Source organism: Pseudomonas sp. CFBP 13719 (genome assembly GCF_014842095.1).
Taxonomy (GTDB): domain Bacteria; phylum Pseudomonadota; class Gammaproteobacteria; order Pseudomonadales; family Pseudomonadaceae; genus Aquipseudomonas.
Window position 1 is genome coordinate 314,854 of sequence record NZ_JACYVB010000006.1, and the last position, 24,850, is coordinate 339,703.

The 24,850-nt window shown below is 60.1% G+C and carries 20 protein-coding genes and 1 pseudogene; 11 read left to right on the top strand and 10 right to left on the bottom strand.

All coding sequences use genetic code 11. The features are described from left to right. Nucleotides 1-13: 13 nt before the first annotated feature. Nucleotides 14-883 (bottom strand): helix-turn-helix domain-containing protein, encoded by an 870-nt coding sequence (locus tag IFT57_RS19635; RefSeq protein ID WP_192152384.1) that lies wholly within the window; start codon nucleotides 881-883, stop codon nucleotides 14-16. A 156-nt stretch (nucleotides 884-1,039) separates the two neighbouring features. Between IFT57_RS19635 and pobA the strand changes: the two genes are divergently transcribed. Next, nucleotides 1,040-2,224, top strand: coding sequence for a 4-hydroxybenzoate 3-monooxygenase (gene pobA / locus IFT57_RS19640; protein ID WP_192152385.1), 1,185 nt, complete (start codon nucleotides 1,040-1,042; stop codon nucleotides 2,222-2,224). A gap of 69 nt (nucleotides 2,225-2,293) precedes the next feature. Then, nucleotides 2,294-3,856, top strand: a complete 1,563-nt coding sequence (locus tag IFT57_RS19645; RefSeq protein WP_192152386.1) for a sensor domain-containing diguanylate cyclase — start codon at nucleotides 2,294-2,296, stop codon at nucleotides 3,854-3,856. A 63-nt stretch (nucleotides 3,857-3,919) separates the two neighbouring features. On the opposite strand, the gene IFT57_RS27315 is transcribed toward IFT57_RS19645, so the two are convergent. From IFT57_RS27315 to IFT57_RS19670, 6 genes and pseudogenes are all read right to left on the bottom strand, one after another. Then, nucleotides 3,920-4,762, bottom strand: coding sequence for a methyl-accepting chemotaxis protein (locus IFT57_RS27315; protein WP_446730962.1), 843 nt, complete (start codon nucleotides 4,760-4,762; stop codon nucleotides 3,920-3,922). Nucleotides 4,763-4,777: 15 nt separating this feature from the next. Continuing rightward, nucleotides 4,778-5,902 (bottom strand): annotated as a pseudogene (locus IFT57_RS27320) (HAMP domain-containing protein); the annotation flags it as partial. 142 nt (nucleotides 5,903-6,044) lie between these two features. Next, nucleotides 6,045-7,040, bottom strand: a complete 996-nt coding sequence (araD1, locus tag IFT57_RS19655) for an AraD1 family protein (protein WP_192152388.1) — start codon at nucleotides 7,038-7,040, stop codon at nucleotides 6,045-6,047. Between the two features lie 53 nt (nucleotides 7,041-7,093). Further along, nucleotides 7,094-8,269, bottom strand: a complete 1,176-nt coding sequence (locus tag IFT57_RS19660) for an L-rhamnonate dehydratase (protein ID WP_122476260.1) — start codon at nucleotides 8,267-8,269, stop codon at nucleotides 7,094-7,096. Then, on the bottom strand, nucleotides 8,266-9,324 hold the full coding sequence (locus tag IFT57_RS19665) for a 4-hydroxythreonine-4-phosphate dehydrogenase PdxA (RefSeq protein WP_192152389.1): 1,059 nt from the start codon (nucleotides 9,322-9,324) through the stop codon (nucleotides 8,266-8,268). The genes IFT57_RS19660 and IFT57_RS19665 overlap by 4 nt, the downstream gene beginning before the upstream one ends. Beyond that, on the bottom strand, nucleotides 9,321-10,277 hold the full coding sequence (locus IFT57_RS19670) for an amidohydrolase family protein (RefSeq protein WP_192152390.1): 957 nt from the start codon (nucleotides 10,275-10,277) through the stop codon (nucleotides 9,321-9,323). The genes IFT57_RS19665 and IFT57_RS19670 overlap by 4 nt, the downstream gene beginning before the upstream one ends. Nucleotides 10,278-10,675: 398 nt before the next feature. Here IFT57_RS19670 and IFT57_RS19675 point away from each other — a divergent pair, with 398 nt between their 5' ends. The 9 genes from IFT57_RS19675 (at nucleotide 10,676) to IFT57_RS19715 (ending at nucleotide 19,425) form a co-directional block, all read left to right on the top strand. Further along, complete coding sequence (locus IFT57_RS19675) at nucleotides 10,676-11,692, top strand: tripartite tricarboxylate transporter substrate binding protein (protein ID WP_192152391.1); 1,017 nt, start codon at nucleotides 10,676-10,678, stop codon at nucleotides 11,690-11,692. 52 nt (nucleotides 11,693-11,744) lie between these two features. Continuing rightward, nucleotides 11,745-12,278 carry a tripartite tricarboxylate transporter TctB family protein gene (locus IFT57_RS19680; RefSeq protein WP_122713879.1) on the top strand — a complete coding sequence of 178 codons (534 nt, stop codon included), beginning with the start codon at nucleotides 11,745-11,747 and terminating at the stop codon, nucleotides 12,276-12,278. Beyond that, nucleotides 12,275-13,804 carry a tripartite tricarboxylate transporter permease gene (locus IFT57_RS19685; RefSeq protein WP_192152392.1) on the top strand — a complete coding sequence of 510 codons (1,530 nt, stop codon included), beginning with the start codon at nucleotides 12,275-12,277 and terminating at the stop codon, nucleotides 13,802-13,804. Before IFT57_RS19680 ends, IFT57_RS19685 begins: the two co-directional genes overlap by 4 nt. A 69-nt stretch (nucleotides 13,805-13,873) precedes the next feature. Further along, the gene (locus tag IFT57_RS19690) at nucleotides 13,874-14,815 is read left to right on the top strand and encodes a LysR family transcriptional regulator (RefSeq protein WP_122476272.1); all 942 of its coding nucleotides are present in this window, start codon (nucleotides 13,874-13,876) and stop codon (nucleotides 14,813-14,815) included. A 213-nt stretch (nucleotides 14,816-15,028) separates the two neighbouring features. After that, on the top strand, nucleotides 15,029-16,231 hold the full coding sequence (locus IFT57_RS19695; RefSeq protein ID WP_192152393.1) for a pyridoxal phosphate-dependent aminotransferase: 1,203 nt from the start codon (nucleotides 15,029-15,031) through the stop codon (nucleotides 16,229-16,231). 52 nt (nucleotides 16,232-16,283) lie between these two features. Then, complete coding sequence (locus IFT57_RS19700; protein WP_192152394.1) at nucleotides 16,284-17,183, top strand: transporter substrate-binding domain-containing protein; 900 nt, start codon at nucleotides 16,284-16,286, stop codon at nucleotides 17,181-17,183. A gap of 98 nt (nucleotides 17,184-17,281) precedes the next feature. Beyond that, complete coding sequence (locus IFT57_RS19705) at nucleotides 17,282-18,010, top strand: amino acid ABC transporter permease (protein ID WP_192152395.1); 729 nt, start codon at nucleotides 17,282-17,284, stop codon at nucleotides 18,008-18,010. A gap of 3 nt (nucleotides 18,011-18,013) precedes the next feature. Then, nucleotides 18,014-18,700, top strand: coding sequence for an amino acid ABC transporter permease (locus IFT57_RS19710; RefSeq protein WP_122713884.1), 687 nt, complete (start codon nucleotides 18,014-18,016; stop codon nucleotides 18,698-18,700). Continuing rightward, nucleotides 18,697-19,425, top strand: coding sequence for an amino acid ABC transporter ATP-binding protein (locus IFT57_RS19715; protein ID WP_192152396.1), 729 nt, complete (start codon nucleotides 18,697-18,699; stop codon nucleotides 19,423-19,425). The genes IFT57_RS19710 and IFT57_RS19715 overlap by 4 nt, the downstream gene beginning before the upstream one ends. Before the next feature lie 158 nt (nucleotides 19,426-19,583). Here IFT57_RS19715 and IFT57_RS19720 read toward each other — a convergent pair whose 3' ends face one another. Genes IFT57_RS19720 through tssM form a run of 3 tightly spaced genes read right to left on the bottom strand, consistent with a single transcriptional unit; the run spans nucleotide 19,584 to nucleotide 24,843 of the window. Beyond that, nucleotides 19,584-20,591, bottom strand: a complete 1,008-nt coding sequence (locus IFT57_RS19720; protein WP_192152397.1) for a serine/threonine-protein kinase — start codon at nucleotides 20,589-20,591, stop codon at nucleotides 19,584-19,586. Beyond that, on the bottom strand, nucleotides 20,588-21,316 hold the full coding sequence (locus IFT57_RS19725; protein ID WP_192152398.1) for a PP2C family protein-serine/threonine phosphatase: 729 nt from the start codon (nucleotides 21,314-21,316) through the stop codon (nucleotides 20,588-20,590). The genes IFT57_RS19720 and IFT57_RS19725 overlap by 4 nt, the downstream gene beginning before the upstream one ends. Then, nucleotides 21,316-24,843: a type VI secretion system membrane subunit TssM gene (tssM, locus tag IFT57_RS19730; protein ID WP_192152399.1), complete on the bottom strand. Its 3,528-nt coding sequence runs from the start codon at nucleotides 24,841-24,843 to the stop codon at nucleotides 21,316-21,318. Before tssM ends, IFT57_RS19725 begins: the two co-directional genes overlap by 1 nt. Nucleotides 24,844-24,850: the final 7 nt, after the last annotated feature.

A 24,850-nucleotide genomic window follows, 5' to 3' on the forward strand; every position in this document is an offset into this window, starting at 1 on the left:
GGGCCCACATCCATTACCGCTGCACGCGAAACTGTTTCGGTGACTGCCCTGTACAGCGTTTGAAAAAGCGCGAGAAGTAGGCCGGGTCGGAGAACCCGAGGTTGTCGGACACTTCGGCGATGGTCATGCTGGTGTAGACCAGATCGCGCTTGGCCTCCAGCAGCAATCGCTGGTTGATCATCTGCAATGCAGACTGCCCCGCGAGGCGCCGACACAGCGCGTTGAGATGGGCATTGCCGATGCCGAGCGTTGCGGCATAGTGATCGATAGGCAGGTGCTCACGAAACCTCAGTTCCAGTGTCTTGATGAAGACCTGCAGATAATCGCGCCCACGATCCACTTGCAAGGTGTCCGATGAGGACAGTGCCTGTTTGCGCCGACTGAGCCAGATCGACAGGATCGTGATCAAGGATTGCAGCATTGCATCGCGGCCCGATCGCTGTTGGTTGTACTCCTGGGCAAGGGCTGAAAACAGCGTGTCCAGATAGGCGCGCTCGGCACCGACCGGATAACAGACAGCCGTGGTCAGCACCGGGCTACCCAGCAAGACGCCGAGCTGATGGGCCAAAGGCAGCGCCAGGCTGAGCACGTGGCCCTGGGTGTCGGCGGAAAACTTGAACGTGTGCACGCTCAGCGCTGGCACGACCTGCAGTGAAGGAGAATCGACGAGATTGATCTCATCCTCGACCTTCAACGTGGCCTGCCCTGCCTGCACATACAACAGTTGCACCAGATCGCTGTGCCGATGGGGTTTTATTTCCCAGCCGTGCAGCTTGCTACGCTCGGGAATCGACTCGCAATGGATCAGGTCTGGCGTCGGCCAGGCCCCGGTTTCGCCGTACAGCTTGAACACCGGAACGGGCGCGGCGAGCGATTTCGACATTGTGTCTTCTCCCCTGCAACGATCCGCCGAAAGTCCATGAAATATGCCGGATATTGCCTTCTTATCTCAAGTCTGCTCATCAAAAATACAGGGGACAACAATAAAAGTGCACTGTAAGGGGTCACGCCCGCAGTCGCACCTCACAGGGCTGCTCACATGAAAACTCAAGTCGCTATTATCGGCGCCGGTCCGTCCGGCCTTCTGCTCGGCCAGCTGTTGCATCGTGCTGGTATCGACAACGTCATCGTCGAACGCAAGGACCCCGACTACATCCTCTCGCGAATTCGTGCCGGCGTGCTCGAGCAAGGCACCGTCGACCTGCTGCGCGAAGCCTCGGTCAGCGCGCGTATGGACGCCGAGGGTCTGGTGCACGATGGGTTCGAACTGGCGTTCGATGGACGCAGTGAACGTATCGACCTCAGCGCACTGACCGGCGGCAAAACGGTGATGGTCTATGGCCAGACCGAAGTCACCCGCGACCTGATGCAGGCCCGGGCCGCCGCTGGCGCGCTGACCGTCTACGAGGCCGACCATGTTCAGCCCCATGACATGAAAGGCGACCATCCGTACCTGACCTTCCAGCGCAACGGTGAGACGGTTCGCCTGGACTGCGACTACATCGCCGGCTGCGATGGCTTTCATGGCGTGTCGCGGCAAGCGATCCCGGCAGAGGCCCTGAGCATCTTCGAACGCACCTACCCCTTCGGATGGCTGGGTATTCTGGCCGACACACCGCCGGTCAACCACGAATTGATCTACGCCAACCATGAGCGTGGCTTCGCCTTGTGCAGCATGCGTTCGGCAACGCGCACCCGTTACTACCTGCAGGTAGGAGCAGAGGAAAAGGTCGAGGACTGGTCCGATCAGCGCTTCTGGGACGAACTCAAACTGCGCCTGCCCGCGCCTGTCGCAGAGCGGCTGGTGACCGGTCCGTCCATTGAAAAGAGTATCGCGCCGTTACGCAGCTTTGTGGTGGAGCCGATGCAGTACGGCCGTTTGTTTCTACTCGGCGATGCCGCCCACATCGTTCCGCCCACGGGGGCCAAAGGCCTGAACCTGGCGGCCAGCGATGTCAGCACCCTGTATCGCATCCTGCTCAAGGTCTATCGCGAAGGGCGTACCGACCTGCTGCACAAGTACTCGCAGATCTGCCTGCGCCGCGTCTGGAAGGCCGAACGATTCTCTTGGTGGATGACCTCGCTGCTGCACCGTTTTCCCGACACCGATGCCTTCGGTCAGCGTATCCAGCAGACCGAGCTCGACTACTTCGTGGGTTCGCCTGCCGGCCGCCAGACCATCGCCGAGAACTACGTGGGGTTGCCGTATGAAGACATAGAATGAATACGAGCTTCCAGTGCGGTACGGAAACTGCATTGATCTCGCTTTGCCGCCAAGCCAATGACGCCTTTTATGAAACCAAGCGACTTTACCCCAGCCAGACTTTCGCCGTCGTTGCTGAGCAAAGCCCTGATAGGCTTCATTGCATTGGTCTGCCTGTCCTTGAGTCTGGCGACCGCCTGGCAAATGAGCCTGTCCCGGGAAGAACGTCTGGCAGCCGCCAAAGTTGCAGTTTCCAATATCGTTCGCGCTGCCGAACAGCAAGCTCAAGACACAGTGCGGCAGGCTGACAATACCTTGCGTGATCTTGTAGAACGCGTAGAGCACGACGGGCTTGCCAGCGACGCGCGAGCGCGGTTGGCAAAGCTGATGGCGGCAAACGTGTCGAACGTCGAGGCTATCCAGGGGCTCTTCATCTTCGACGCCCGGGGCAACTGGATAGTCAACTCGTTCTCCGAGATTCAAACCCACGATAACGGTGATCGTCCTTATTTCATCTATCACCGTGATCACAGTGATACCGCCACGCGAATCGGCTCCATCGTGAAAAGTCGCATCACCGGGGATATGGTCATCCCGATCAGCCGACGTATCAATGGCGCTGACGGCACTTTTGCCGGTGTGGCATTGGCCACGGTGCCCGTTGCCTATTTCCAGACGTTCTTCGAGCGAATGGATGTAGACGACCAAGGCGTTATTTTCCTGGCACTGAACAACGGTGACCTGCTGGCTCGACGCCCCACCTTGACCGCGCTGATGACCACCAACCTTGCCAAGGGCGATATTTTCTCGCGCTATCTGCCCGAGAGTGACAGCGGTATTGCCGTGACCAAGTCTTTGGTGGACGGCGTGGAAAGGATCTATGCCTACCGCCGGGTCACCGGCCTGCCTATCGTCGCGGCTGCGGGTGTCTCATCCCAACACGTATTCGCCCCCTGGTGGGCATATGCCTATCGGTCGGCGGGGCTGATTGCCCTGATCTGCCTTGCCTTGATAGGGTTGAGCGTCTTGCTGTACAAACAGATCCAGCAACTGATAACCGCGGAAAGCGAGCTGCACAGCGCCCAGAATGAATTGGAAATCATCGCGCAAACCGACAGCCTGACGCAGTTGCCCAACCGACGTCGCTTCGACTTTGCCGTGCGCCAGGAATGGGCACGAGCCAGCCGCAATCGCTCGACGCTGGCAATCATCCTGTTGGACATCGATTGGTTCAAGCAATACAACGACCAATACGGGCATGTCCGAGGCGATGACTGCCTTATCGAAGTGGCCAGTCTCATAGGCACTGCGGTGCACCGAGCCGGGGATCTGGCGGCGCGTTATGGCGGCGAGGAATTCGTGATTCTGCTGCCGGAAACGGATCTTGCCGGTGCGCTCAGCGTCGCCGAAAAGGTCAGGCTGTCCATTTTCAATGCCGGCATAGAGCATTCAGCCAGCGCGCTGGGCAACGTCACTGTCAGCTTGGGCGTGGTGGCAATCAATGCACCCAAACATGACGCCTATACCGCGGCCCTGAAGGAGGCGGACAGGCTTCTGTATCGTGCCAAGAACCGAGGCCGAAACCGTGTCGAGGCGAACGAGCTGCTGGGTGCGCAAGCAACCGGTGCATACGCCAGCAGCCTGGTGACATAGGGCATCTGCCCTGGACTATCCCGAGCCTGGGCTGCCGTTCGTCACAGCAGCCTTAGCCCGTTCTCACACCTTGAAGCGTCGTACCACAGCGATCAGATTGGCGTTGGATGCGGCGAGCGCAGACGTGCTCTTCTCGGTCTGCGCGCCTCCTGCCACCAGGTCCTCGACTATCTGCCGCACCGCCACCATGTTGCGGTTGACCTCTTCACTGACGGCGCTCTGCTCTTCAGCTGCGGTGGCTATCTGCGTGCTGAGGTCGTTGATGCACACAACCGATTCGGTCATCGCATCCAAGCCCTCGTTGACCCTGGATGTCTTGTCGACCGTGGCCTGACAGCGCGCCTTGGTGCTCTCCATCGCAACCACGGCAGCACTGACACCCTGCTGCAGACGGGTGAGCATTTCATTGATTTCCGAGGTACTGGACTGGGTACGCCCTGCCAAGGCTCTTACTTCATCGGCAACCACTGCAAAACCGCGGCCTTGTTCGCCTGCACGGGCCGCCTCGATCGCAGCGTTGAGCGCGAGTAGATTGGTCTGCCCGGCAATGTCACCAATCACGCCCAGTACAGAATTGATACGCTGGGCATCGTGTTCCATTGCCCTGACCTTGGTAGTGGCATCTTCCACTTCCGAGATCAGTTCGCGGACACTGCTCGACGCATCTTCGACCACCACTTTGGAATGCCGGGCCTTCTCGCTCGCCACCTGGGTCATGCTCGCCGTTTGCGCGGCATTGCGGGCGACGTCATCGGCGGTAGAGCTCATTTCGGTGATGGCCGTCACCGCTTGATCGGTTTCATTGGCGTGGCGAGTCAGAATGCTGTTGGTGCCGCGGGACTGTCCGCGTAGCTGCTCGATACCCTCGGCAATCAACGAAGACGAGTCGGACACTTCACTGATCATTTTCTGCAGATAGACGATGAAGCGGTTGATCGAGTGGCCCACTGCGCCGACTTCGTCCTCGGCGCGAATGACGATGCGCTTGGTCAGGTCGGCATCACCGGCCGACAACGTATCGATATTGGTCTTGAGCACCGCCAAACGGTTCATCAGTTGCCTGAGGGCGAACACGATGACCAGCAGCATGATGACCACCATCGGGATCTGCAGCATCGCCAGGGTCTTGAGCACATGGCTGCTTTGCGCCGTCAGTACTTCAGTGGGTTGGGCTACCGCCATCTGCCACGGTGTGCCTTCGACGGGCATCAGGAACAAGGTGTATTCCTTGCCCTCGCTGCCGATGAACGTCGAACGCGTGGCACCGGGGCTTTTCAGCAGACCCTGCAATGCTGCGGCAAAGGGGTATTGGCCAGCCAGGTCGCCGAGATTCTTCAGTACATTGTTGCCTGGAATCTCTGGCTGGTTGCTGAGGACTTTGCCGTCGCTCTCGACGATCATCAGTTGCGCGTTGATCTCGCGCTCTTTCTGCGCGATCAGCTCATTGAAGAAGCCCAGCGTCACATCGATGGTCGCGACGCCATAGGCGGCGCCGTCCTTGGTAATGGCCATCGCGCAGTTGGTGCGCGGCTCCGGGCTGGCATCGTCCTGGTAGGCCGAGGCCCAGTTGCACTGCCCCGCAGGGGCCTTGAGCCCACCGAGGTACCAGGACTGCTCGAAGTAGTTTTTCGATTCAGGCGAGTTCCAGTGGGTGTTGACTATCAACTTGCCGCTGGCATCGCGGTGATAGAACGTACTGTGCTTGGCCCGGCCCACGGTCCGTTTATCGGGAAGAGGCCAGATACCACCGCCGAATACCTTCGACTCGCCGTACTGGTTGACCATGCTGGGCAGCAGGCGGTCGATACTGTCGCTGTCCAGTTGTGCAACCGTCTCGGTAATCACCCGCTGCTGCGCCTGCACCCGCGCCAACTCGCGCTTGATGACGGCACTGATTTCCCCTGCCTCAGTGACCAACTTGCGTTCATCGGTGCTTGTAAGGCTGGGCGTGATAAAGTAATTGACCCCAATCGCCGTCAGCACCGCGACGAGCAGAACGAAGCCTACGAAAGTAGCGGTGTAGCGAGTTTGAATGGTGTGCAGCATGAGGGGCGCATCCGCAAGGTGTGGAGTTATTGATCTTGTATAACCTTATCGGCGCGGAACTTTGTCGCATGAGTGCAAGCCCTGATAAAACGCGAAAATCTCGGTTAATCAGGGGCGTGCACGGCTTGCTTATACAGTGCGATCAGAGCGCGTTCACCTGACCGATCGCCAGTGGCTCGGCGCTTTCGCCGATGCCGTTTTCCAGGGGTGCGCCAAACGCATCGAGGCTGATCTGGAAGCGATCACCCGGCTGGGTTTTCACGCCGTCGGCGAATGACAGTGTCGCGGTGCCGAAGTAATGCACGTGGACATCGCCCGGGCGCAGAAACTGCGCGTATTTGAAGTGATGGAATTCGAGGTTGGCGAGGCTGTGGCACATGTTGTCTTCGCCGCTGAGAAACTCCTTTTCCCAGAGCGTTTCGCCGTTGCGAATGATACGGCTGGTACCGGCCAGGTGCAGTGGCAACGCACCCACGCGCAGTTCCGGGCCGTAGGCGCAGAAGCGTAATTTCGAATGGGCAAGGTAGAGGTAATTGCGCCGCTCCATGACATGGTCGGAAAACTCGTTGCCCAGCGCATAGCCGACGCGGTACGGCTGGCCATCCTCACCAATCACATACAGCCCGGTGAGTTCGGGTTCTTCGCCGGCATCTTCGGCGAACGGTGGAACAGGGAAATCGGCCCCCGGCCGCACGACGATGCTGCCGTCACCCTTGTAGAACCATTCCGGTTGCGCGCCGGCCTGGCCTTGCGCAGGCTTGCCGCCTTCCAGACCCCATTTGAAGATGCGCATGGTGTCGGTCATGCCGGCTTCGACGGCGCCCTCTTGCTGGTGCATCTTGTCGCGCGCCGAAGCGCTGCCCAGGTGAGTCAGGCCGGTGCCGCTGATCAGGCAATGCGCAGGGTCTTCGTGATCGAGCGGCGGGAGTACGCGGCGCTCTTGCAACAATTGCGCATAGTCCGGACCCGGACGCGTGCCACGGGCGGCAACTTCATCGGCCAGGCCGTGGTGACCGCGAATGGCCGCCAGGGCGAGCTCGCGGGTCGTGCGGGTGTCGTTGACCACCTGAACATGGGCGCCCTCGACAACGCCAACCTGGCGTCCCCCGTCGGTGTTTTCGAATTGAATCAGACGCATGTGTGGCCTCCGGAACGTCATGGTTGGCGCCGCCCGCAAGCGGCGCCAAAGGGTCACTCGATGATGTTGAAGTCGCTCAGGTATTCATCGGAGATTTCCAGGCCCAGACCCGGGGTGTTGTCGTCGAGCTGGATGTAGCCGTTGACCGGTTGGGGCTCGCCCTTGAACACGTAATAGAAGAGTTCATTGCCGACCTCGACGTCGAACACCGGGAAGAACTCGGCCATCGGCGACGCCGTGGTCGACATGGTCAGGTGATAGTTGTGCATTTGCCCAGCGTGCGGGATGACGGGCACCGACCAGGCTTCGGCCATGGCGTTGATCTTGCGGGCAGCGGTGATGCCACCGACACGGTTGGTGTCGTACTGGATCACGTCGATGGCACGGCGTTCGAGCAAGTCCTTGAAACCGTAGGAAGTGAATTCGTGCTCACCGCCGGAGATCGGCATGATGCCCATCTTCTTCAGCTCGATGTAGCCTTCGATGTCGTCGGCAATGACCGGTTCTTCGAGCCAGCGCGGTTCGAACTCGGCGAGCTTGGGCAGCATGCGTCGGGCGTATTCCAGGGTCCAGCCCATGTAGCACTCGAGCATGATGTCGACGTCGGGGCCGGCCAGTTCACGCAGGGCGCGCACTTGTTCGATGTTCTTGCGCATGCCGGCCGGGCCGTCTTTCGGGCCATAGCCGAAACGCATTTTCAGCGCAGTGAACCCCTGATTCAAATAGCCCTGGGCCTCTTCGAGGAACAGATCGAGGTTGTCATTGGCGTAGAGTTTGGAGGCGTAGGTCCAGATCTTTTCCTTGGTACGGCCACCCAGCAGCTTGAACACCGGTTTGTTGACCGCCTTGCCCATGATGTCCCAGATCGCGATGTCGATTGCCGAGATCGCCGCCATGCCAATGCCCTTGCGGCCCCAGGCGTGGCTCTGGCGGTACATTTTCTGCCAGATGTATTCGTTGTCGAACGGGTCTTCACCTATGGCGATCGGCGCCAGATAGGTGTCGATGATTTCCTTGGCCACACGTGGCGCCAGGGCGCAGTTACCGATGCCGACCAGACCGGTGTCGGTCTCAACTTCCACAACCAGCCAGCCGTGGAAACGGAACGAGCCCATGGCGTCGCCGCGCTCGAACAGAATGTCACTGGCGTTGGTGCAGAAGTGCGCCTGGGGCGGAACGACTTTGCCTTTCCACTCGAAAACGCGGGTACGGATGGCTTTGATTTTCATGGATTCAGATTCCTTGCGCTGCCGATTTCTTGTAATTGTCGAGTTGTGTTCAGTAGCTGTTGCCCGCCCATCCGGCAGGCAATTTCGAACGCTTGGCGAATGGCGCCGACGTTGGCTTTGCCCTGCCCGGCAATATCGAATGCGGTGCCGTGGGCCGGGGTGGTGATCGGGATCGGCAAGCCGCCCTGCACCGTCACGCCGCGGGAGAAGCCCATCAGTTTGATCGCGATCTGCCCTTGGTCGTGGTACATCGTGACCACCGCGTCGAAGGCACTGGCATCGCCCTGGACCTTGAGGAAGATCGTGTCGCCCGGATACGGGCCTTCCGCGGCGATGCCCATGGCCTGGGCCGAACGCACTGCCGGCCCGATGATGTCCAGCTCTTCGCGACCGAACGAGCCGTTGTCGCCGTTGTGCGGGTTCAGCCCACACACGCCGATACGCGGTGTTGCCAGGCCGCTGCGCTTGAGCGCGGTGTCGATCAGCTGAATCGCTTCGATCACCCTGGTCTGCGACAGCAGACCCGGCACGTCGGCCAGGGCAACGTGCGAGGTCACGCGCGAGGTCCACAGATTGTCGAGCACGTTGAATTCGCAGAACGGCCCAGCGAAGCCCAGCAGCTCGGCGAACCAGTGCAGCTCATCGCTGTGGGCCATGCCGGCCATGTGCAGCGAGGTCTTGTTCAACGGGCCGAACAGCACGGCGTTGGTAGTGCCGGCTTCGGTCAAGCGCAACGCCTGTTCAAGGGTGTCGAGGCTGTAGCGACCGCCGATGACACTGGCTTCACTGCGGGCGAACTCGCCGAGCGTGTCGCCGCGGAAGTCATACAACAGCGGCGTGTCATCGACGAACGACAACTGCTCGAGCGACTCCACGCGGCGGTAGGGAAATTCCATTCCGGCGATGCGCATGCCGCGCTGCATTTCCGCTTCGTCGGCGATCAGGATCACGTTGGCCTGGCCGCGCACCGAGGGCTCGGCGAGCAGCCGTGCGATCAGCTCCGGGCCAATGCCCGCCGGGTCGCCAAGGACCATGGCGATGGATGTCTTGTTCATGCTTCACTCCTCAAGGGTTCAGGCCGTGTCCGGTCAAGGGTGCCCGGCTCGCAGCGATAGACGCGCTGCGCATTGCTGTAGAACAAACGTTCCTGATCGGCCAGGGGCAGATCGGCAACGATGGATTTGAAACCGTTGTAGATGACGTCGAACGAGCCACACAGGCTGTCTACCGGAAAATTGCTGGCGAACATCACGCGGTGGGTGCCGAACATCGCGATGACCTCGCGCACGATCCAGGCGTTGTCCTTGGCCCGCCACGCCTGGCGCAGCTGGCCGAGGCCTGACACCTTCACCTGCACGTTCGGCCACTCGGCCAGCCGCGCCATAGCCAGGCGCCAAGCGGCCAGGCCTTCGGCGCTGCGATCATCGGGCAAGCCCGCATGGTTGAGAATCAGCGTGGTGCCCGGAAAATCCCGCGCCAGCCATTCCGCCTCATGCAGATTCCACCACGGCGTCTGCAGGTCGAAATGCAGGCCCAGCCCCTGCAGCGCGGCATAATTGCGCCGCCAACGCTCGTCGCTCATCAGGCTGCGCACGCGCCCGACCTGGGCACGTGTGGTCGGGCCTCCAGGCTTGTGGCGCACACTGCGCACGCATTTGTAGGAGGCTTGCTCGGCCAGTACGGCGGCGGCCTCGGGATGATCCAGCCAGGCTTGCGCGACGATCGCATTGGGCAAACCGTAGCGGCGGGCGAGTTGTTCGACGAAGCGGGTTTCGCCCACCGGATCCTGCGGGTCCCATTCCGATTCGATGAACACCGTCTGCACGACCTGGTGAGTACCGGTATCGGCGAGGTAATCGTCGGGCAGGTAGCTGCGTTTGATCGCGCTGTAATCGCCGTAGCGGAACGCGACACTGGCATCGGCTGCCAGCCACGGATGGGGGTTGATCGAAGGATCCCAGAAATGATGGTGAGCATCGATGATCGGACCGTTCCACAGCTCGGCCATGGCGCACCTCATTGGTGATTTATTGTTCTTTTGATTGATCGTTCTTCTGGGTGCAATCCACCGCAAAACACGGCGTTGGTGTGCACTATCGAAGGCTCCCCGATAACCGTCCAATCAAAACTTGGAATAGAGCGATAGCCTGGAGTTATCTCAACGGGGTTTTTGCGTGTCTGCGGATGGGTTGCAGCGAGCCGGAGTTTCTTATGAAATGGCTCTGGACCGGCACTTACACCCTGCTGCGTGGCTTCCTGAGAGGCTAGCTATAACCCCTGGTTATCGGTGTATGTATTGTTTTGACTAGACGCGGAGCCTGCACCTTCCCACACTCACTCCAGGCTTGCGGTTCGACCGCTCAGACAAGTCACTTATAACAACTACAAGAAAACGAGGCTCTTTCCATGCGAAATGCATTCGTCCGTCGCACATCCCTTCTCATGCTCGGCTGCTCCCTGGCCGCTGCCGGCGCTCTTCCAGCGCTCGCCACGGCGGCCTGGCAACCGGACAAGAATGTCGAAATCGTCGTCGCGGGGGGCCCAGGTGGCGGCACCGACCAGTTGGGTCGCCTGATTCAATCGATCATCTCCACGCACAAGCTGCTCGACGTCAACACCATCGTCCTCAACAAGGGCGGCGGCAACGGTGCCGAAGCGTTTCTCGACCTGAAGATGAACAAGGGCGATCCGGAAAAACTGGTGATCGGCACCAATAACATCTACCTGCTGCCGCTGGTGGCCAAGCTCGGTTACCAATGGCAGGAACTGACCCCTGTGGCGGCCGTCGCCGAGGATGACTTCATTCTGTGGAGCTACAAGGACGCGCCATGGAAAGACGCCAAAGGCTTCTACCAGGCGGCCCAGGCTGACCCTGCGAAAATGCGCATGGGCGGCAGCCAATCCAAGGATGTCGACCAGACATTGACCTTGCTGCTGAACCAGACCAACAACAGCAAGCTGGTCTACATCCCGTTCAAGAGTGGCAGCGAAGCCGCGACCCAACTGGCCGGCAAGCACATCGCCGCCAACGTCAACAACCCCAGCGAAAGCATCAGCCAATGGCGCGGCGATCAGATCGAGCCGCTCTGCGTGTTCAGTAAAGAACGCATGACCTACACCGACAAAGTGGCCGGCGACAAATCCTGGGCCGACGTGCCGACCTGTTACGAACAAGGCCTGGGCATCGATCAATATCGCTTCCCGCGCACCGTGTTCATGCCAGGCGACGTCACTGCCGAACAGCGCGCGTTCTATGTCGAACTGATGCGCAAAGTCACCGAGACGCCGGAGTTCAAGGCCTACGTCAAGCAGAACGCATTGGTACCGACCTTCCTCGAAGGCGAGCCGCTGACCGCCTACATCGAAAAAGACACCGCCCGCGTGACACCGGTGTTCAAGGAAGCCGGCTGGCTGAAAAACTGAGTCGCCTGCGGCCGTCCGCCTACGGACGGTCGTCATCTGCTGGAGGTGTTTCATGTCCCATTCTTCGGATTCACCGGCGCTGGTCGGCACCCGCTGGGTCGAACTTGGCCTGACACTCTTCACCACGCTGATAGGCGTGGTGGTGATGTTCGGCAGCGTCGAACAGGGTATCGGCTGGGGCGACTCCGGCCCTGAGCCGGGTTACTTCCCCTTCTACATTGGCCTGCTGCTCAGCGCCGCCAGCCTGGGCAACGGCGTGTTGACCCTGGTGCGCTGGAAAGCCCTGAGTATTGCGTTCGTCAGCCGCAGCGCCTTTGCGCAAGTGCTGTCGGTGTTCATTCCGATTGCGTTGTTCGTCGGTGCGATGCCGCTGGTAGGCATCTATGTGTCATCGGCCTGCTTCATTGCCTGGTTCATGTGGAGTGACAAGGCACGCGCCACGCCCTACAGCAAATGGAAGATCGCAGGCATCTCCCTCGGTGCAGTGCTCGCCAGCTACCTGATCTTTGCGCTGTGGTTCAAGGTCCCGCTGGATGGCGGTCCGTTGGGCGAATGGATTGCCCAGACCGTGAGATATTTCAAATGAGCGAATTCGATTCCTTGTTGCAGGGCATGAACCTGATCCTGACCCCGGGCCACATCGGCCTGATGGTGATCGGCGTGCTGCTGGGTATTCTGGTGGGGGTGTTGCCCGGTCTCGGCGCGCCCAACGGCGTGGCGTTGCTGCTGCCGCTGACATTCACCATGTCGCCGGTGTCGGCGATCATTCTGCTGTCGTGCATGTACTGGGGTGCGCTGTTCGGTGGCTCGATCACCTCGATTCTGTTCAACATACCCGGCGAGCCGTCCTCGGTGGCGACCACCTTCGACGGCTACCCGATGGCCCGCGAAGGCCGTGCTGCCGAAGCACTGACCGCCGCGTTCAGCTCGGCGCTGATCGGTGCCCTCGCAGGTGTCTTGCTGCTGACGTTCCTGTCGACACGCATCGCCGAGTTCGCCATGTCCTTCAGTTCGCCGGAGTTCTTTGCGGTGTATCTGCTGGCGTTCTGCACGTTCATCGGCATGAGCAAGAATCCACCGCTGAAAACCGTGGTGGCGATGATGATCGGCTTCGCCATGGCCGCCGTCGGCATGGACACGGTGTCCGGCAACCTGCGCCTGACGTTCGACCAACCGATCCTGATGACCGGGGTCAGTTTCGAAGTGGCGGTGATCGGTCTGTTTGGCATCGGCGAGATTCTCTGCACCGTCGAGGAAGGCCTGGTGTTCCGCGGCGAACATGCGCGCATCACACCGATGGTCATCCTGCGCACCTGGGCCAAGTTGCCGCGGTACTGGTGGACGATCGTGCGCAGCACCCTGGTGGGTTGCTGGATGGGCATCACCCCGGGCGGGCCGACGGCCGCCTCGTTCATGAGCTACAGCCTGGCGCGGCGCTTCTCGAAGAACCGCGAGAATTTCGGCAAGGGTGAACTCGAAGGCGTGATCGCCCCGGAAACCGCCGATCACGCGGCAGGCACCAGCGCGCTGCTGCCGATGCTGACCCTGGGCATTCCCGGCTCGGCAACCGCGGCAGTGATGCTCGGTGGCCTGATGATCTGGGGCCTTCACCCCGGACCAACGCTGTTCGTCGAGCAGCATGACTTTGTCTGGGGGTTGATTGCGAGCATGTACCTGGGCAACGTGGTGAGTCTGATCGTGGTGCTGGCCACCGTGCCGCTGTTCGCTTCGATCCTGCGCATTCCGTTCTCGATCATCGCGCCAATCATCATCATGGTCTGCGCCATCGGTGCGTACTCGGTGCACAACTCGTTCTTCGACGTGGTGTTGATGCTGGGCTTCGGCGCCCTGGGTTACCTGTTCAAGAAACTGGGCTACCCGATTGCGCCGCTGGTGCTGGCAGCGGTGTTGGGCGACAAGGCGGAAGATGCGTTCCGGCAGTCGATGCTGTTCTCCGACGGTCACATCGGTATCTTCTGGTCCAACCCGTTGGTGGGTGGCTTGACCACGGCGGCTCTGCTGATGCTGTTCTGGCCGCTGATCTCCAAGGCGCTGCAAACCGTGCTGGGCCTGCGCAAATCCCCACTGCCGAAGGCAAAATCGGTGCTGTGACACGCCGTGCTGGCAACGCCTGGCATTTGTTGTCAGGCTTGCCGCAGTTCATTCTCGCGAGCCCGGCCCATGACCCGAATTCCCGATGCCAACGTGATCCACGGCCGCCTGCGCCTGCGCCAACTGCGGCTGATGCTGACGCTGCAGGAATTCGGTTCACTGCGCCGCGCTGCCGATCACATCGGCATGACCCAACCCGCCGCGACCAAGATGCTGCACGAGGCCGAGGATCTGCTCGGTGTCGAACTCTTCGAGCGCCTGCCGCGCGGCATGCGCCCTACGCCGTTCGGTGAAACCGTCACTTACTACGCGCGCATGGTCTTCGCTGAATTGAGCGGCATGCGCGAGGAGCTGGTGGCGCTGGAATCCGGCAACCTCGGCCGGGTCGCCGTGGGTGCGATTCCGGCACTGGCCTCGGGCTTGTTGACCCGCACCATCGCCACCTTGAAACAAAGCCACCCTCGCCTGTCGATGAGCATTCAGGTCGACACCAGTGACGTGCTGGTGCAGGCGCTGTTGCAGGATCAACTGGACATCGTGCTGGGGCGGATTCCGGCCGGCGCCAGGGCTGAAGAACTGCTGTTCGACAGCCTGGGTGAGGAAGCCCTGTGTGTGATCGCCGGCGCACAACATCCTTTGTCCAAGGAGAAACAGCTGAGTTGGGCCGAGTTGCAGAACATGACCTGGGTGTTGCAACAACACCCCAGCCCGATGCGTTCGATCATCAATCAGGTGTTTCACAACGCGCGCGTGGACATCCCCAGCAGCATCGTCGAAACCACTTCGATCATGACCTTGCTGTCCTTGGTACAGCAGACCGACATGCTCGGCGTAACCCCGGTGTCGGTGGTCGAGGACTATCCCGGACGGCATCTGCTGGCGGTGTTGCCAATAAAGTTCGAAGCGCGCCTGCCACCGTTCGGGCTCATCACCCGACGCCATCGCATCCAGTCGTCAGCGATGCAGGCGTTCATGAACTCGGTGCGCGCGGAGCACGCGTTGGTCAAATGAAGAACGAGAAGAATCAAGCACACCGATACGTAGACTGCGCGAATCGAACTTCGAGAGCTTCCCGTGACGGTGGCAACGCCCTTTTCAACGTACTGAACTTTTAGGTATTTGAGCGATTGCAGAGGGCGCCGCCCGTGTCATACTACGTCCTACAACTAGAACGACAGGATGTCTTAAAGGCCCTGGCGCACGACCAAAGGAAGGCTGTTTTTCATGAATTTTGAAAGCAAACGCGTCCGCCAAATCTCCTCGTCTCCCAGCATGGTCATCTCCATGCGTGCCAAGCAGTTGTCCAGTGAGGGTCGCGACATCGTCGACATGAGTCTGGGCGAACCCGACTTCGACACCCCTGCGCATATCATCGAGGCCGCGCATCAGGCGATGCTCGACGGGCACACTCGCTATACGGCACCGCAGGGCACCCTGCCCTTGCGCAAAGCCATCGTCGCCAAGTTTCAGCGTGATAACGGCCTGGCTTATAGCGTCGACGAAATCACCGTCGGCAACGGCGCCAAGCAGGTGATCTACAACACCTTCGTTGCAACGCTCGAACCCGGCGACGAAGTGGTCATACCCGCGCCCTATTGGGTGTCGTACTCCGACATCGTCACCTTGAACGGCGGCGTGGTGCGGATCATTCCCTGTGGCATCGATGCAGGCTTCAAGCTCACGCCGCAGGCCCTGCAAAGTGCGTTGAACGACAAGAGTCGCTGGCTGATTCTCAACTCGCCGTCCAACCCCTGCGGGGCGATCTATTCTGAAACCGAGTTGCAGGCACTGGGCAAAGTGCTGGAGGACTTCCCCAATGTGCTGGTGATGTCCGATGAAATCTACGAGCACGTGCTGCTCGCCGACCAGCCTTTCGTGTCATTTGCCCGCGCCTGCCCGCACCTGCGCGAACGCACCCTGTTGATCAACGGCGTGGCCAAGGCCTACGCCATGACGGGCTGGCGTATCGGCTACGGCGCAGGGCCCAAAGGTCTGATCGCCGCCATCAGCAAGATCCAGTCACAGAGCACTTCCGGCGCGAGCGCCATCAGCCAGGAAGCGTCCCGCGCAGCGCTCGAAGGCCCGCAGGATTTCGTCAGCAGTTGCGCCAGGGAATACGCCCAGCGAGGCAAGCTGCTGGTAGACGGCCTGAGCCAATGCCCGGGCCTGCGCCTGAGCGCGCCGGCCGGTGCGTTCTATGCATTCCCGGAATGCAGCCAGTTGTTCGGCCGCACCACGGCGCAGGGCCAGGTGCTCGAGGACGACGTAGCACTGTCGGCCTACCTGCTCGATCACGCCGGTGTCGCCGTCGTGCCGGGCGCGGCGTTCGGCATGCCAGGGTACTTCCGACTGTCATTTGCCACTTCACGCGAACAGATAACCAAAGCTGTCGTTGCCATTCGCGAAGCGCTTTCAGCCCTGCGCTGACGCTATCGCTTTTCGTTGTGCCAAAGCTGCCATAACAACATCGGAGATCTACATGCTCGATCAAAAGAAACAGCTGCTTGCCCTGGTTGTCGCGGTTTGCCTGGGCGCCAGCGCTGCGCAGGCTGAAGAACTGAACGGTACACTGAAAAAGATCAAGGAAGTGGGCACTGTCACGCTGGGCTACCGCGATGCGTCGCTGCCTTTCTCCTATCTCAACGACGCCCAGCAGCCTATCGGCTACAGCATCGAGCTGTGCAAGAAAATCGTCGACCAGATCAAGGTCAAGGTCGGTGAGCCCAACCTCAAGACCGAATACGTATCGGTCGTTGCGGCCACCCGTACCCCGTTGTTGATCAATGGCACCATCGACATGGAGTGCGGCGTTACCACCAACACCGTCGAGCGCCAGAAGCAGATCGGATTCCTGCTGACCAGCTACATCGCCAGCGCCAAATACGCCGTGAAGAAAACCGCCGGCATCGACAGCGTGGCCGATCTGAAAGGCAAATCGGTGGTCGTGATCACCGGCGGCAGCGGCGAGTGGATCACCAAGAAACTGGACCGCGAAAAACAGCTGGGCTTGAAAATCCTCAACGCCAAGGACGGCGGCGAAGCCTTCCTGATGCTGGAAACCGGCCGCGCCGTGGCCTATATCAACGACGACGTGCAGCTGATGGCAACCATCGCGCAAAGCCGCAGCCCGGACGCCTACACCTTGCTGCCTGAACCGATGTCAGCCGAACCCTATGCCATCGGCATCCGCAAGAACGACCCTCAATTCAAGACCTTCGCCGACGATGTGCTGCGCAACCTGTACAGCACTGGTGTGATCGATACGCTGTACCCGACTTGGTTCCAGCAGCCGATCCCGCCGAAAAACGCCACGATCAACTTGCCGATGAGCGATGCATTGAAGCAAGCCATCGCCAACCCGAACGACACCGGCGTCTGACCCGCCCCCTTCACGCCAGGCAGTGACGCGGCGCACATGCGCCGCGCCGCTGTGCGCCTGGCTGCATGCAGTGCTTCTCCCTGAACGTTGGTGTTGGCATGGATTACAACTGGAACTGGAGCGTGTTCTGGGATTTCGCTCCCGGAGAATCCGCCTCTTACTTGCATTGGTTGGTCACCGGCACGAGCTGGACCCTGGCGACCACCCTCCTCGCGTTCACCCTGGCATTTCTGATTGGCGGCTTGGTGGGTACGTTGCGTACCAGTACGGTGCGCCCGCTGGTATGGCTGGGCAACCTGTATACCGAGGTGTTCCGCAATATCCCACTGCTGGTGCAGATGTTCATCTGCTTCTTCGTGGTCCCCGAACTGCTACCCCTCTCCTGGGGCGACTACCTCAAGCAAGACCTGCCCTACCCGTCTTTCTTCAGTGCCGTGGTGGCCCTGACCCTGTTCACCTCGGCCAAGCTTTCCGAGCTGTTCAAGGCGGGCATCGAGTCGGTTGCCTACGGCCAGCGCGGCGCAGCCCTGGCGCTCGGCTTGCGGCCCACCCAGATGTACTTGAACGTGCTGCTTCCGCAGGCGATCCGCGTGGTGTTCCCGCCGCTGACGTCCGAGGCACTCAACACCCTGAAAAACTCTTCGGTGGCGTTGACCATTGGCTTGATGGAGCTGACCGCGCAGGCGCGTAACGTCAGCGAATACTCGTTCAATACCTTTGAAGCCTTTACCGCGGCAACGGTGATCTACGTGGCCATTTCACTGCTGATGACGTTCGTCATGGGTCGTATCGAAAACTCCCTGGCCGTTCGCGGCGCGACGAGGTAAGTCATGTTCGATCTAGACCCCAGTGTCATCGTGCGAGCCATGCCCGCACTGTGGAACGGCCTGAAGTTCACCTTGTTGCTGACGCTTGTGGCGATGTCCGTGGGCATCGTGGTCGGCACCCTGCTGGCACTGATGCGCTTGTCGGGCAACCGCGTGATGCGTGGCTTCGCCCTGGGCTACGTCACGGTCATGCGCAGCATTCCGCTGGTGCTGGTGATCTTCTGGTTCTACTTTCTGATGCCGCTGCTGCTGCAGATGACCTTCCACACCGAACGCCCCGTGCAGATAGGCCCAGTGATGACTGCCTTCGTGACGTTCTGCATGTTCGAGGCGGCCTACTACAGCGAAATCATCCGCGGCGGCATCCAGAGTATTTCCGGCGGCCAGAAACAGGCAGCCCAGGCCTTGGGCCTGCGCCCGTCGCAAGCGATGCTCTACGTGATCCTGCCGCAGGCACTGCGGCGCATGCTGCCGTTGCTGCTGACCCAGACCATCATCCTGTTTCAGGACACCTCGCTGGTGTACGTGCTGTCGATCGCAGACTTCACCGGCGCAGCCAGCAAATTCGCCCAGCGCGACGGACGCCTGGTGGAGTTGTACCTGTTCGTGGCCCTGGTGTACCTGGTGATCTGCTACCTGCTGTCGCGGCTCAGTAAACGCCTGAAAAGAAGCACGGAGAGAACCGCATGATCCAGATGAAAAACCTGAGCAAGTGGTACGGCGATTTCCAGGTCCTGAAAGACTGCACCACCCAGCTGTCGCGCGGTGAGGTGATGGTCGTGTGCGGGCCATCCGGCTCGGGCAAGAGCACCCTGATCAAGTGCGTGAACGGTTTGGAGCCGGTGCAGGAAGGACAGATCTCGATTGACGGCCAACCGGTCACCGGCCGCGGTGTCGACCTGCCGAAACTGCGCGCCCGAGTGGGTATGGTCTTCCAGCATTTCGAGCTGTTCCCGCACCTGACTATCGTGGAGAACCTCAACCTGGCGCAGATCAAGGTGCTCAAGCGCGATGTCACCACCGCCACCAGCAAGAGCACGGCACTCCTGGAGCGCGTGGGCCTCAAGGCCCATGCGCACAAGTACCCCATTCAGCTGTCCGGTGGCCAACAGCAACGAGTCGCCATTGCCCGCGCCCTGGCCATGGACCCCATCGCCATGCTGTTCGATGAACCCACCTCGGCGCTGGACCCGGAAATGGTCAACGAAGTGCTGGATGTGATGGTGGAGCTGGCAGGCGAAGGCATGACCATGATGTGCGTCACCCACGAGATGGGGTTCGCCCGTAAGGTCGCCGACCGCATCGTGTTCATGGACGGCGGCGAAATCATCGAGGACGTGAAATCCGAAGAGTTCTTCAGCGCGCCCCGCTCCGATCGCGCTCGCAACTTTCTGTCGAAGATCTTGCAGCATTGAGTGCGGGGATGGTGCGCTTGCTGGGCTATCCCATAGGGCGATAGCGCTTCACACAGAGCGTGAGTCGGCGTGGCAACTGCTGTTGCCGAGAAAAAACTCAACGCAGTGTCCGGGATCGATTGACCACTACATCATCGTTCCCACTCCCTGTTCGGTAGTCATACGTTACGCCAATGCATCAAGCGTTGCAGCCAGGATGAAGTGACGGCAAAAGCATCACGTAATTGCTTAGCAGTAATCGTTCGGTCTGCCACGTCGAACGCCAGCGCCGCTCGCAAAGCTGGCCAGCAGTGCTTCGGTACATTCTGAGGTGCCCGTAACTCTCGCTCCAGAGATTCATTTCGTGGTTGGGCCAAGGGTAAGCCGCGAAACGGGTGTTGGCCCCCCGCTAACTCGTAGATCACACAAGCTACAGCGTACACGTCAGCGCTCGCAGATAGAGGCAGTCCTTCGAGCAGCTCCGGGGCGGCGTAGCCCGGAGTCCAGGCGTTGAAGCGCTCGCGACTCAGGTGCGGCAGACCAGGCATGATACCTTTCTCCGCTTGGCCGAGACCGAAGTCAAACAGGCGCACGCCTTCGTCGCTGAGCATCACGTTGCTGGGCTTCATATCACCATGCCACACACCGCGAGCATGGGAGTACGCCAGTGCATCGAGCAGCGGCAGCACGATGTCGCGCAACTCCTCCCACGGCAGGCCGTGGGGACGCTCGCAGAGTAAGTTATCCAGGGTCAGGCCACGCATGAGCTCCATGGTGACGAATGCTCGTTGCCAGTCAGTGTCCACTTCAAAGGTGTGCAAACGCAGCACGTTGTCGTGGCGCAGGCGACGGGTCAGGGCGAATTCGTTGTAGAGCAACGCGCTGGAGTCCGGCGACTCGGCAAATTCTTCGCTGAGAACTTTCAGCGCGACGTAAGGGTCGGGATCGCCGAACTGTTCGCTCAGCAGGTCTCGCGCACGGTAAACCGCGCCCATGCCACCGGCACCGAGCAAGCGCTCGATGCGGTAACGGCCTGCAAGCACATCGGGTAGTTCACCGATGCTGGCCTTAGTGGGTGCCAGCAGGGCTTCAGCCTTGTACGACTTGGCGAACGCAAAGTAGGTCAGGTTGCTGTCCTGCTCTTCGCTCTTCAACAGGTCGTCGATCGGTCGCATGTTTTCAGTCATTGCCGGATTACCACCGCTGTCAGGTTGTCCCGGGCCGAGCCACGCATTGCGCCGTCAAACAATCGCTCCAGTGCAACCTGCGGCACTGTCAGGCTCAAGGCGTCGCCGAGTGCATCGCTGCCCAGCCCCTGATACAGACCATCGCTGCAGAGCAAGAACGCATCGCCGGGATAGACCTCAAGCTCCAGTACATCCAGAACCAATTGTTCGGCTGCCCCGACCGCACGGGTCAGGGCATGTGCTGCGGGATGGTCCTTGGCCTGTTCGACGCTCATTTGTTGCTTGTCGATCAGTTGTTGTTGCAGCGAATGATCCTTGGACAGCTGATATAAACGCTGGCCACGCCACAGGTAGCAGCGGCTATCGCCGGCCCAGATGCAGGCCGCGCGATTGCCCTCAATCAGCAGTACTACTACGGTGCTGCCGATGATGCTGTCGTGACGTCCAGCAGTGACCGTCAACTCCTGACTCAAACGTCGGTTGAGCCAGTGCAGGCACTGGCGAACTCCTTTTAGTCGTTCGTCGAAATCATCCTGCGCCGGTAATTCAGCCAGGCTGGCTACGATCAACTGGCTTGCGATATCGCCCCGCTGATGACCGCCCATGCCGTCGGCAACCACCCATAACCCCTGCTGTGGGGCGTCCAGAAAAGCATCTTCGTTGCGCGCCCGAACCTTGCCGGCATCGGTGCGCGCAGCACTGCGCCAGGAGCTGGCCACCTGCATCAGAGCTGTGCCGGCATGCGAAAGGTACGCAATGCTTCCATATCGAACGGGTTTGGCGTGCGCTGGCTGGTCAGTAAGTAGTTGGCGCGCAGACCACCCACGTCAGCTTTGAGCACCAGCACGTCACGGCCGGTCAGGTATTCGGTCTGCATCAAATCAAACAGACGGAATAACGACCAAGGGCCTGTGTTCTTCTCGATCCCCAGCGGGCGGCCGACCATTTTGTCGAGCACCAGACTGGTACGCCCGTTTTCAGCGTCGGTTGGCCATTTGAACGACACCGGTACTATCGGGCCATGACGGTATTCGATGGTCTTGTCGCCGAACTTGAACTCGGAACGGCTGACAGTCGAGTCGAGGGTGTAAGGCTCCAGTTTGAACTGCACCTGAGGCTCGCCCGGGTTGTCGGCGAAGAAGCTCTGGCGGATCACGAGCGCTGCGGCCATCTGATCAAGGTAGACCTTGGAAATCGGCAGGCTGTGACCATCGACGCTGCGCTTGCGGTAGTTACCCGGATCACCGCTGACAAACGGACGCAGGTAGCTATCGAAGAAGCGGTCGGCAATCCCCTGGGCCTTGAAGAATTCGCGAAAGTCGCTGATTGCCACGTCACTGGCGCTGTGGGCGCTGAACGGATAGCGCTTGCTGATTGCCTTGCCGTAGAAGCTGTACAGCTCACTCTGATAGCGCTGATTCAGATATCGATAAGAATCGCTGAGTACCAGACGCCAGGTATCTTCAGCCAATACGTTGAACCACACACTCACCGGACGCGGCAGACGACCCGAGGCATTGCGCAGGTTGCTCATCGAATCACGCTGGCCACTCATGCGGGTCTTGGCCATTTCGAACGCGGCTTGCTCTGGCGAACTGGCACGGGCCAGGCTGGCCATTTGCATTTGCAGGTCGTTGAGGGCGGCCAGTGCCGGGGTCAGATCAGCGGTTGGGCCGTTGTCGTTATCCAGCAAACGGTGCAGCGGCTCGAAGCGACTTTGCAGGGACTTCTTCGCGGTATCCGGTAATTTCTTCACCAAGGCGTCAGCCGCCTTGCCGGCCCCGGTGACCGCTAGTTTTCCGAGCTTACCGCCCTTGTCTGCCGGTTTACCTGCCGCATCGACGGCGTCATCTGCCGTGTCAGCGACCATCGGGAATCGGGTGTTTTCACGCACTTCCACTAGCAGTTGCAGGATCGGCGAGTTGGCAGATGTCAGGCCCGCCAATTGATCGGCGCCGTCACTGAAATCGTTGATGGCCGGCAGCGCGATCCGCCCCACCGCTTCACCCCAGTAGTTGGCGTAGTCGCGAAAATACAGCTGCTCGAGCTCGACCATCAGGCGACGTAAGTCCATACCACTGATACTCGAACCTTCACCCAGTACCCAGTTGTCACTCAGGATATCGGTAACCAGCATCGAGCCCTGAACAGAAAAATACTGCTGATAGCCCTGTTGGGTGTAGAACCCCGGGATCACGTAATCGGTGCCAACAAACAGCGACCCCTGCGGACCGATGTGTTGACTCAAGCGATATTCCGGCAAATTACGGGCTTGCTCGCGTAACATCCGATACACCACGTTGGCCAGGGACTCGCTGCGCAAAACCTGACGCGCCCGAGCCACCAACTGATCATTAAGCGGATAGATAAACGGCTGCTTCAGCAAGCGTTCGAAGTGGCTGTTCAAGCCGTTTTGCACCGCGGTGTTGCCGGTGTATCGTTGGGACCATTCGGTGGCAACCCACTCCTTGAGCCACGGCGCGTCGCGGCGATCCTTCATGTTCAGCATCAGGTACGCACGCAGGCTCCTGAGCAGGCGCTCGCGGTCCTTCATGTTGGCGCGAATCTGCCCTTCTAGCAGGGTCGCGACCCGTGGCAATAGCTGTCCTTCAAGTTCACGTTCATAGGCAGTCTTAACCACCGGATTAACGTCTTCACCTTGATACAGACCGCCACGCTCGTGGTAACCCACATCGCCTTTTTTCGGGAACACCTGAGTCGCCGCATAGCGGGTGTCGAGGGTCTTGAGCACCGTCATGGAGTCATCACGTGTGGTGAGAGCCAAGCTCTGTTGGCTCCAGGTTTGTGCCAGGCTACGCAGGTTTTCCAGGCGTTCGTAGTTCGCGGAGAAACCGCCCGCCCAGAGCATGCCAAATAGCGCCAGTGCGGCCAGTGCGCCCACGTACAGCGCACGCTGGCCCCAGTGGATGCGGCTGCGTTCGCGTTTGTCCAGGCCTGCAAGATCGGCCTCGGGGAAAATCACCCGGCTGAGTAAATGGTGGATGAAACGCGAACGGCCACTGCGCAGCGTCGGTAGCACGCCGGCCTTCATGCCCAGGTTGGCACCGATGCCGGCAGTGGTTGCGTCCATTTCCTCAGTCAGATGCGGTGCGCTGGTCAGGTAGAAACCGCGCAACTGGCTGACACGCTGGTAACGGTTGCCGGTGAATGCCATATCGACGAACAGGCACAGACGCTCGCCGATTTGTCCCAGTTGATGCGGGAAGTCGAGGATACGGCCACGGCGCTGGGTATCACGCTCCTGGTGCATACGCATGATCACTTGGCTGTTGAGGCGATGCAGCAACGCCTCGAACTCGGTGCGTAGCACGGCCACATCAGTGCCGCTCTGTTCCTTGCGGAAGCTGGTACCGAGCACCTGTTCGCTTTCTTCGCGTGTCAATTGCTCGAAGAATTCATCGAACCCGAGCAGACGATCCGCCTTGCTCAATACAAGGTAAATCGGCACATCAACGTGCAGTTTCTGATGCACGTCTTGCAAGCGCCCACGCACCTGACGGGCCAGGGTTTCGAGCGCCTGTTCACCGCCGCTTAACAGGGTTTCCACCGGCAGGGTCACCAGTACACCGTTCAGCGGACGATTGCGGCGACGCTTGCGCAGCAGGTCGAGCAACGTGCTCCAGGCACTGCCATCGACGTCTGCATCTGGCTGGGTCAAGTAACGGCCAGCGGTGTCGATCACCACGCCGTGATCGGCAAAATACCAATCACAATGCCGGGTGCCAAGGGTGTCACGGGTCAGCTTGCGATCAATCTTGTTGATCGGAAATTCAAGCCCGGAGAAGTCCAGCAAGCTGGTTTTGCCACTGCCCTGCGGGCCAATCAGCAGGTACCAAGGCAAGTCACTGCGCCAGCGTTCGCTACGACCGCGATACAGGCTCGATGTCTTCAGGGTTTTCAGCGCGTCTTTGAAGCGTGCCTTCAGTTCCTGCTGCTCTTCGTCGATCTGTTCATCCCGGCGTATACGATCCTGGCCGTCTTCGTTCTCCTCAACCGCTTTTCTGCGCAGACCCGCGCGCCAACTGACAAAGACCATGGTCAGGCCCCAGATCAGGAACAGCACACTGATAGTCAGCAAACGGGAGGTCGAACCTTCCCAAAACTTGTAGTCATCAACCGCCAGCAGCGGCCCGGCGAACCAAACCAACAGCGCTACAAACAACACCAGCAGCAGCGTCCAGACCCAGGCCATGCGCAAAAATGCACCGACTTTCTTGAAAAACTTTTTCATCACGCGT

What these genes read in the sequence shown, in the direction of transcription:
- IFT57_RS19635 (WP_192152384.1), bottom strand. Translation starts at nt 883, where the DNA reads ATGTCGAAATCGCTCGCCGCGCCCGTTCCGGTGTTCAAGCTGTACGGC.
- pobA (WP_192152385.1), top strand. Translation starts at nt 1,040, where the DNA reads ATGAAAACTCAAGTCGCTATTATCGGCGCCGGTCCGTCCGGCCTTCTG.
- IFT57_RS19645 (WP_192152386.1), top strand. Translation starts at nt 2,294, where the DNA reads ATGAAACCAAGCGACTTTACCCCAGCCAGACTTTCGCCGTCGTTGCTG.
- IFT57_RS27315 (WP_446730962.1), bottom strand. Translation starts at nt 4,762, where the DNA reads ATGATCAGTGAAGTGTCCGACTCGTCTTCGTTGATTGCCGAGGGTATC.
- araD1 (WP_192152388.1), bottom strand. Translation starts at nt 7,040, where the DNA reads ATGCGTCTGATTCAATTCGAAAACACCGACGGGGGACGCCAGGTTGGC.
- IFT57_RS19660 (WP_122476260.1), bottom strand. Translation starts at nt 8,269, where the DNA reads ATGAAAATCAAAGCCATCCGTACCCGCGTTTTCGAGTGGAAAGGCAAA.
- IFT57_RS19665 (WP_192152389.1), bottom strand. Translation starts at nt 9,324, where the DNA reads ATGAACAAGACATCCATCGCCATGGTCCTTGGCGACCCGGCGGGCATT.
- IFT57_RS19670 (WP_192152390.1), bottom strand. Translation starts at nt 10,277, where the DNA reads ATGGCCGAGCTGTGGAACGGTCCGATCATCGATGCTCACCATCATTTC.
- IFT57_RS19675 (WP_192152391.1), top strand. Translation starts at nt 10,676, where the DNA reads ATGCGAAATGCATTCGTCCGTCGCACATCCCTTCTCATGCTCGGCTGC.
- IFT57_RS19680 (WP_122713879.1), top strand. Translation starts at nt 11,745, where the DNA reads ATGTCCCATTCTTCGGATTCACCGGCGCTGGTCGGCACCCGCTGGGTC.
- IFT57_RS19685 (WP_192152392.1), top strand. Translation starts at nt 12,275, where the DNA reads ATGAGCGAATTCGATTCCTTGTTGCAGGGCATGAACCTGATCCTGACC.
- IFT57_RS19690 (WP_122476272.1), top strand. Translation starts at nt 13,874, where the DNA reads ATGACCCGAATTCCCGATGCCAACGTGATCCACGGCCGCCTGCGCCTG.
- IFT57_RS19695 (WP_192152393.1), top strand. Translation starts at nt 15,029, where the DNA reads ATGAATTTTGAAAGCAAACGCGTCCGCCAAATCTCCTCGTCTCCCAGC.
- IFT57_RS19700 (WP_192152394.1), top strand. Translation starts at nt 16,284, where the DNA reads ATGCTCGATCAAAAGAAACAGCTGCTTGCCCTGGTTGTCGCGGTTTGC.
- IFT57_RS19705 (WP_192152395.1), top strand. Translation starts at nt 17,282, where the DNA reads ATGGATTACAACTGGAACTGGAGCGTGTTCTGGGATTTCGCTCCCGGA.
- IFT57_RS19710 (WP_122713884.1), top strand. Translation starts at nt 18,014, where the DNA reads ATGTTCGATCTAGACCCCAGTGTCATCGTGCGAGCCATGCCCGCACTG.
- IFT57_RS19715 (WP_192152396.1), top strand. Translation starts at nt 18,697, where the DNA reads ATGATCCAGATGAAAAACCTGAGCAAGTGGTACGGCGATTTCCAGGTC.
- IFT57_RS19720 (WP_192152397.1), bottom strand. Translation starts at nt 20,591, where the DNA reads ATGACTGAAAACATGCGACCGATCGACGACCTGTTGAAGAGCGAAGAG.
- IFT57_RS19725 (WP_192152398.1), bottom strand. Translation starts at nt 21,316, where the DNA reads ATGCAGGTGGCCAGCTCCTGGCGCAGTGCTGCGCGCACCGATGCCGGC.
- tssM (WP_192152399.1), bottom strand. Translation starts at nt 24,843, where the DNA reads ATGAAAAAGTTTTTCAAGAAAGTCGGTGCATTTTTGCGCATGGCCTGG.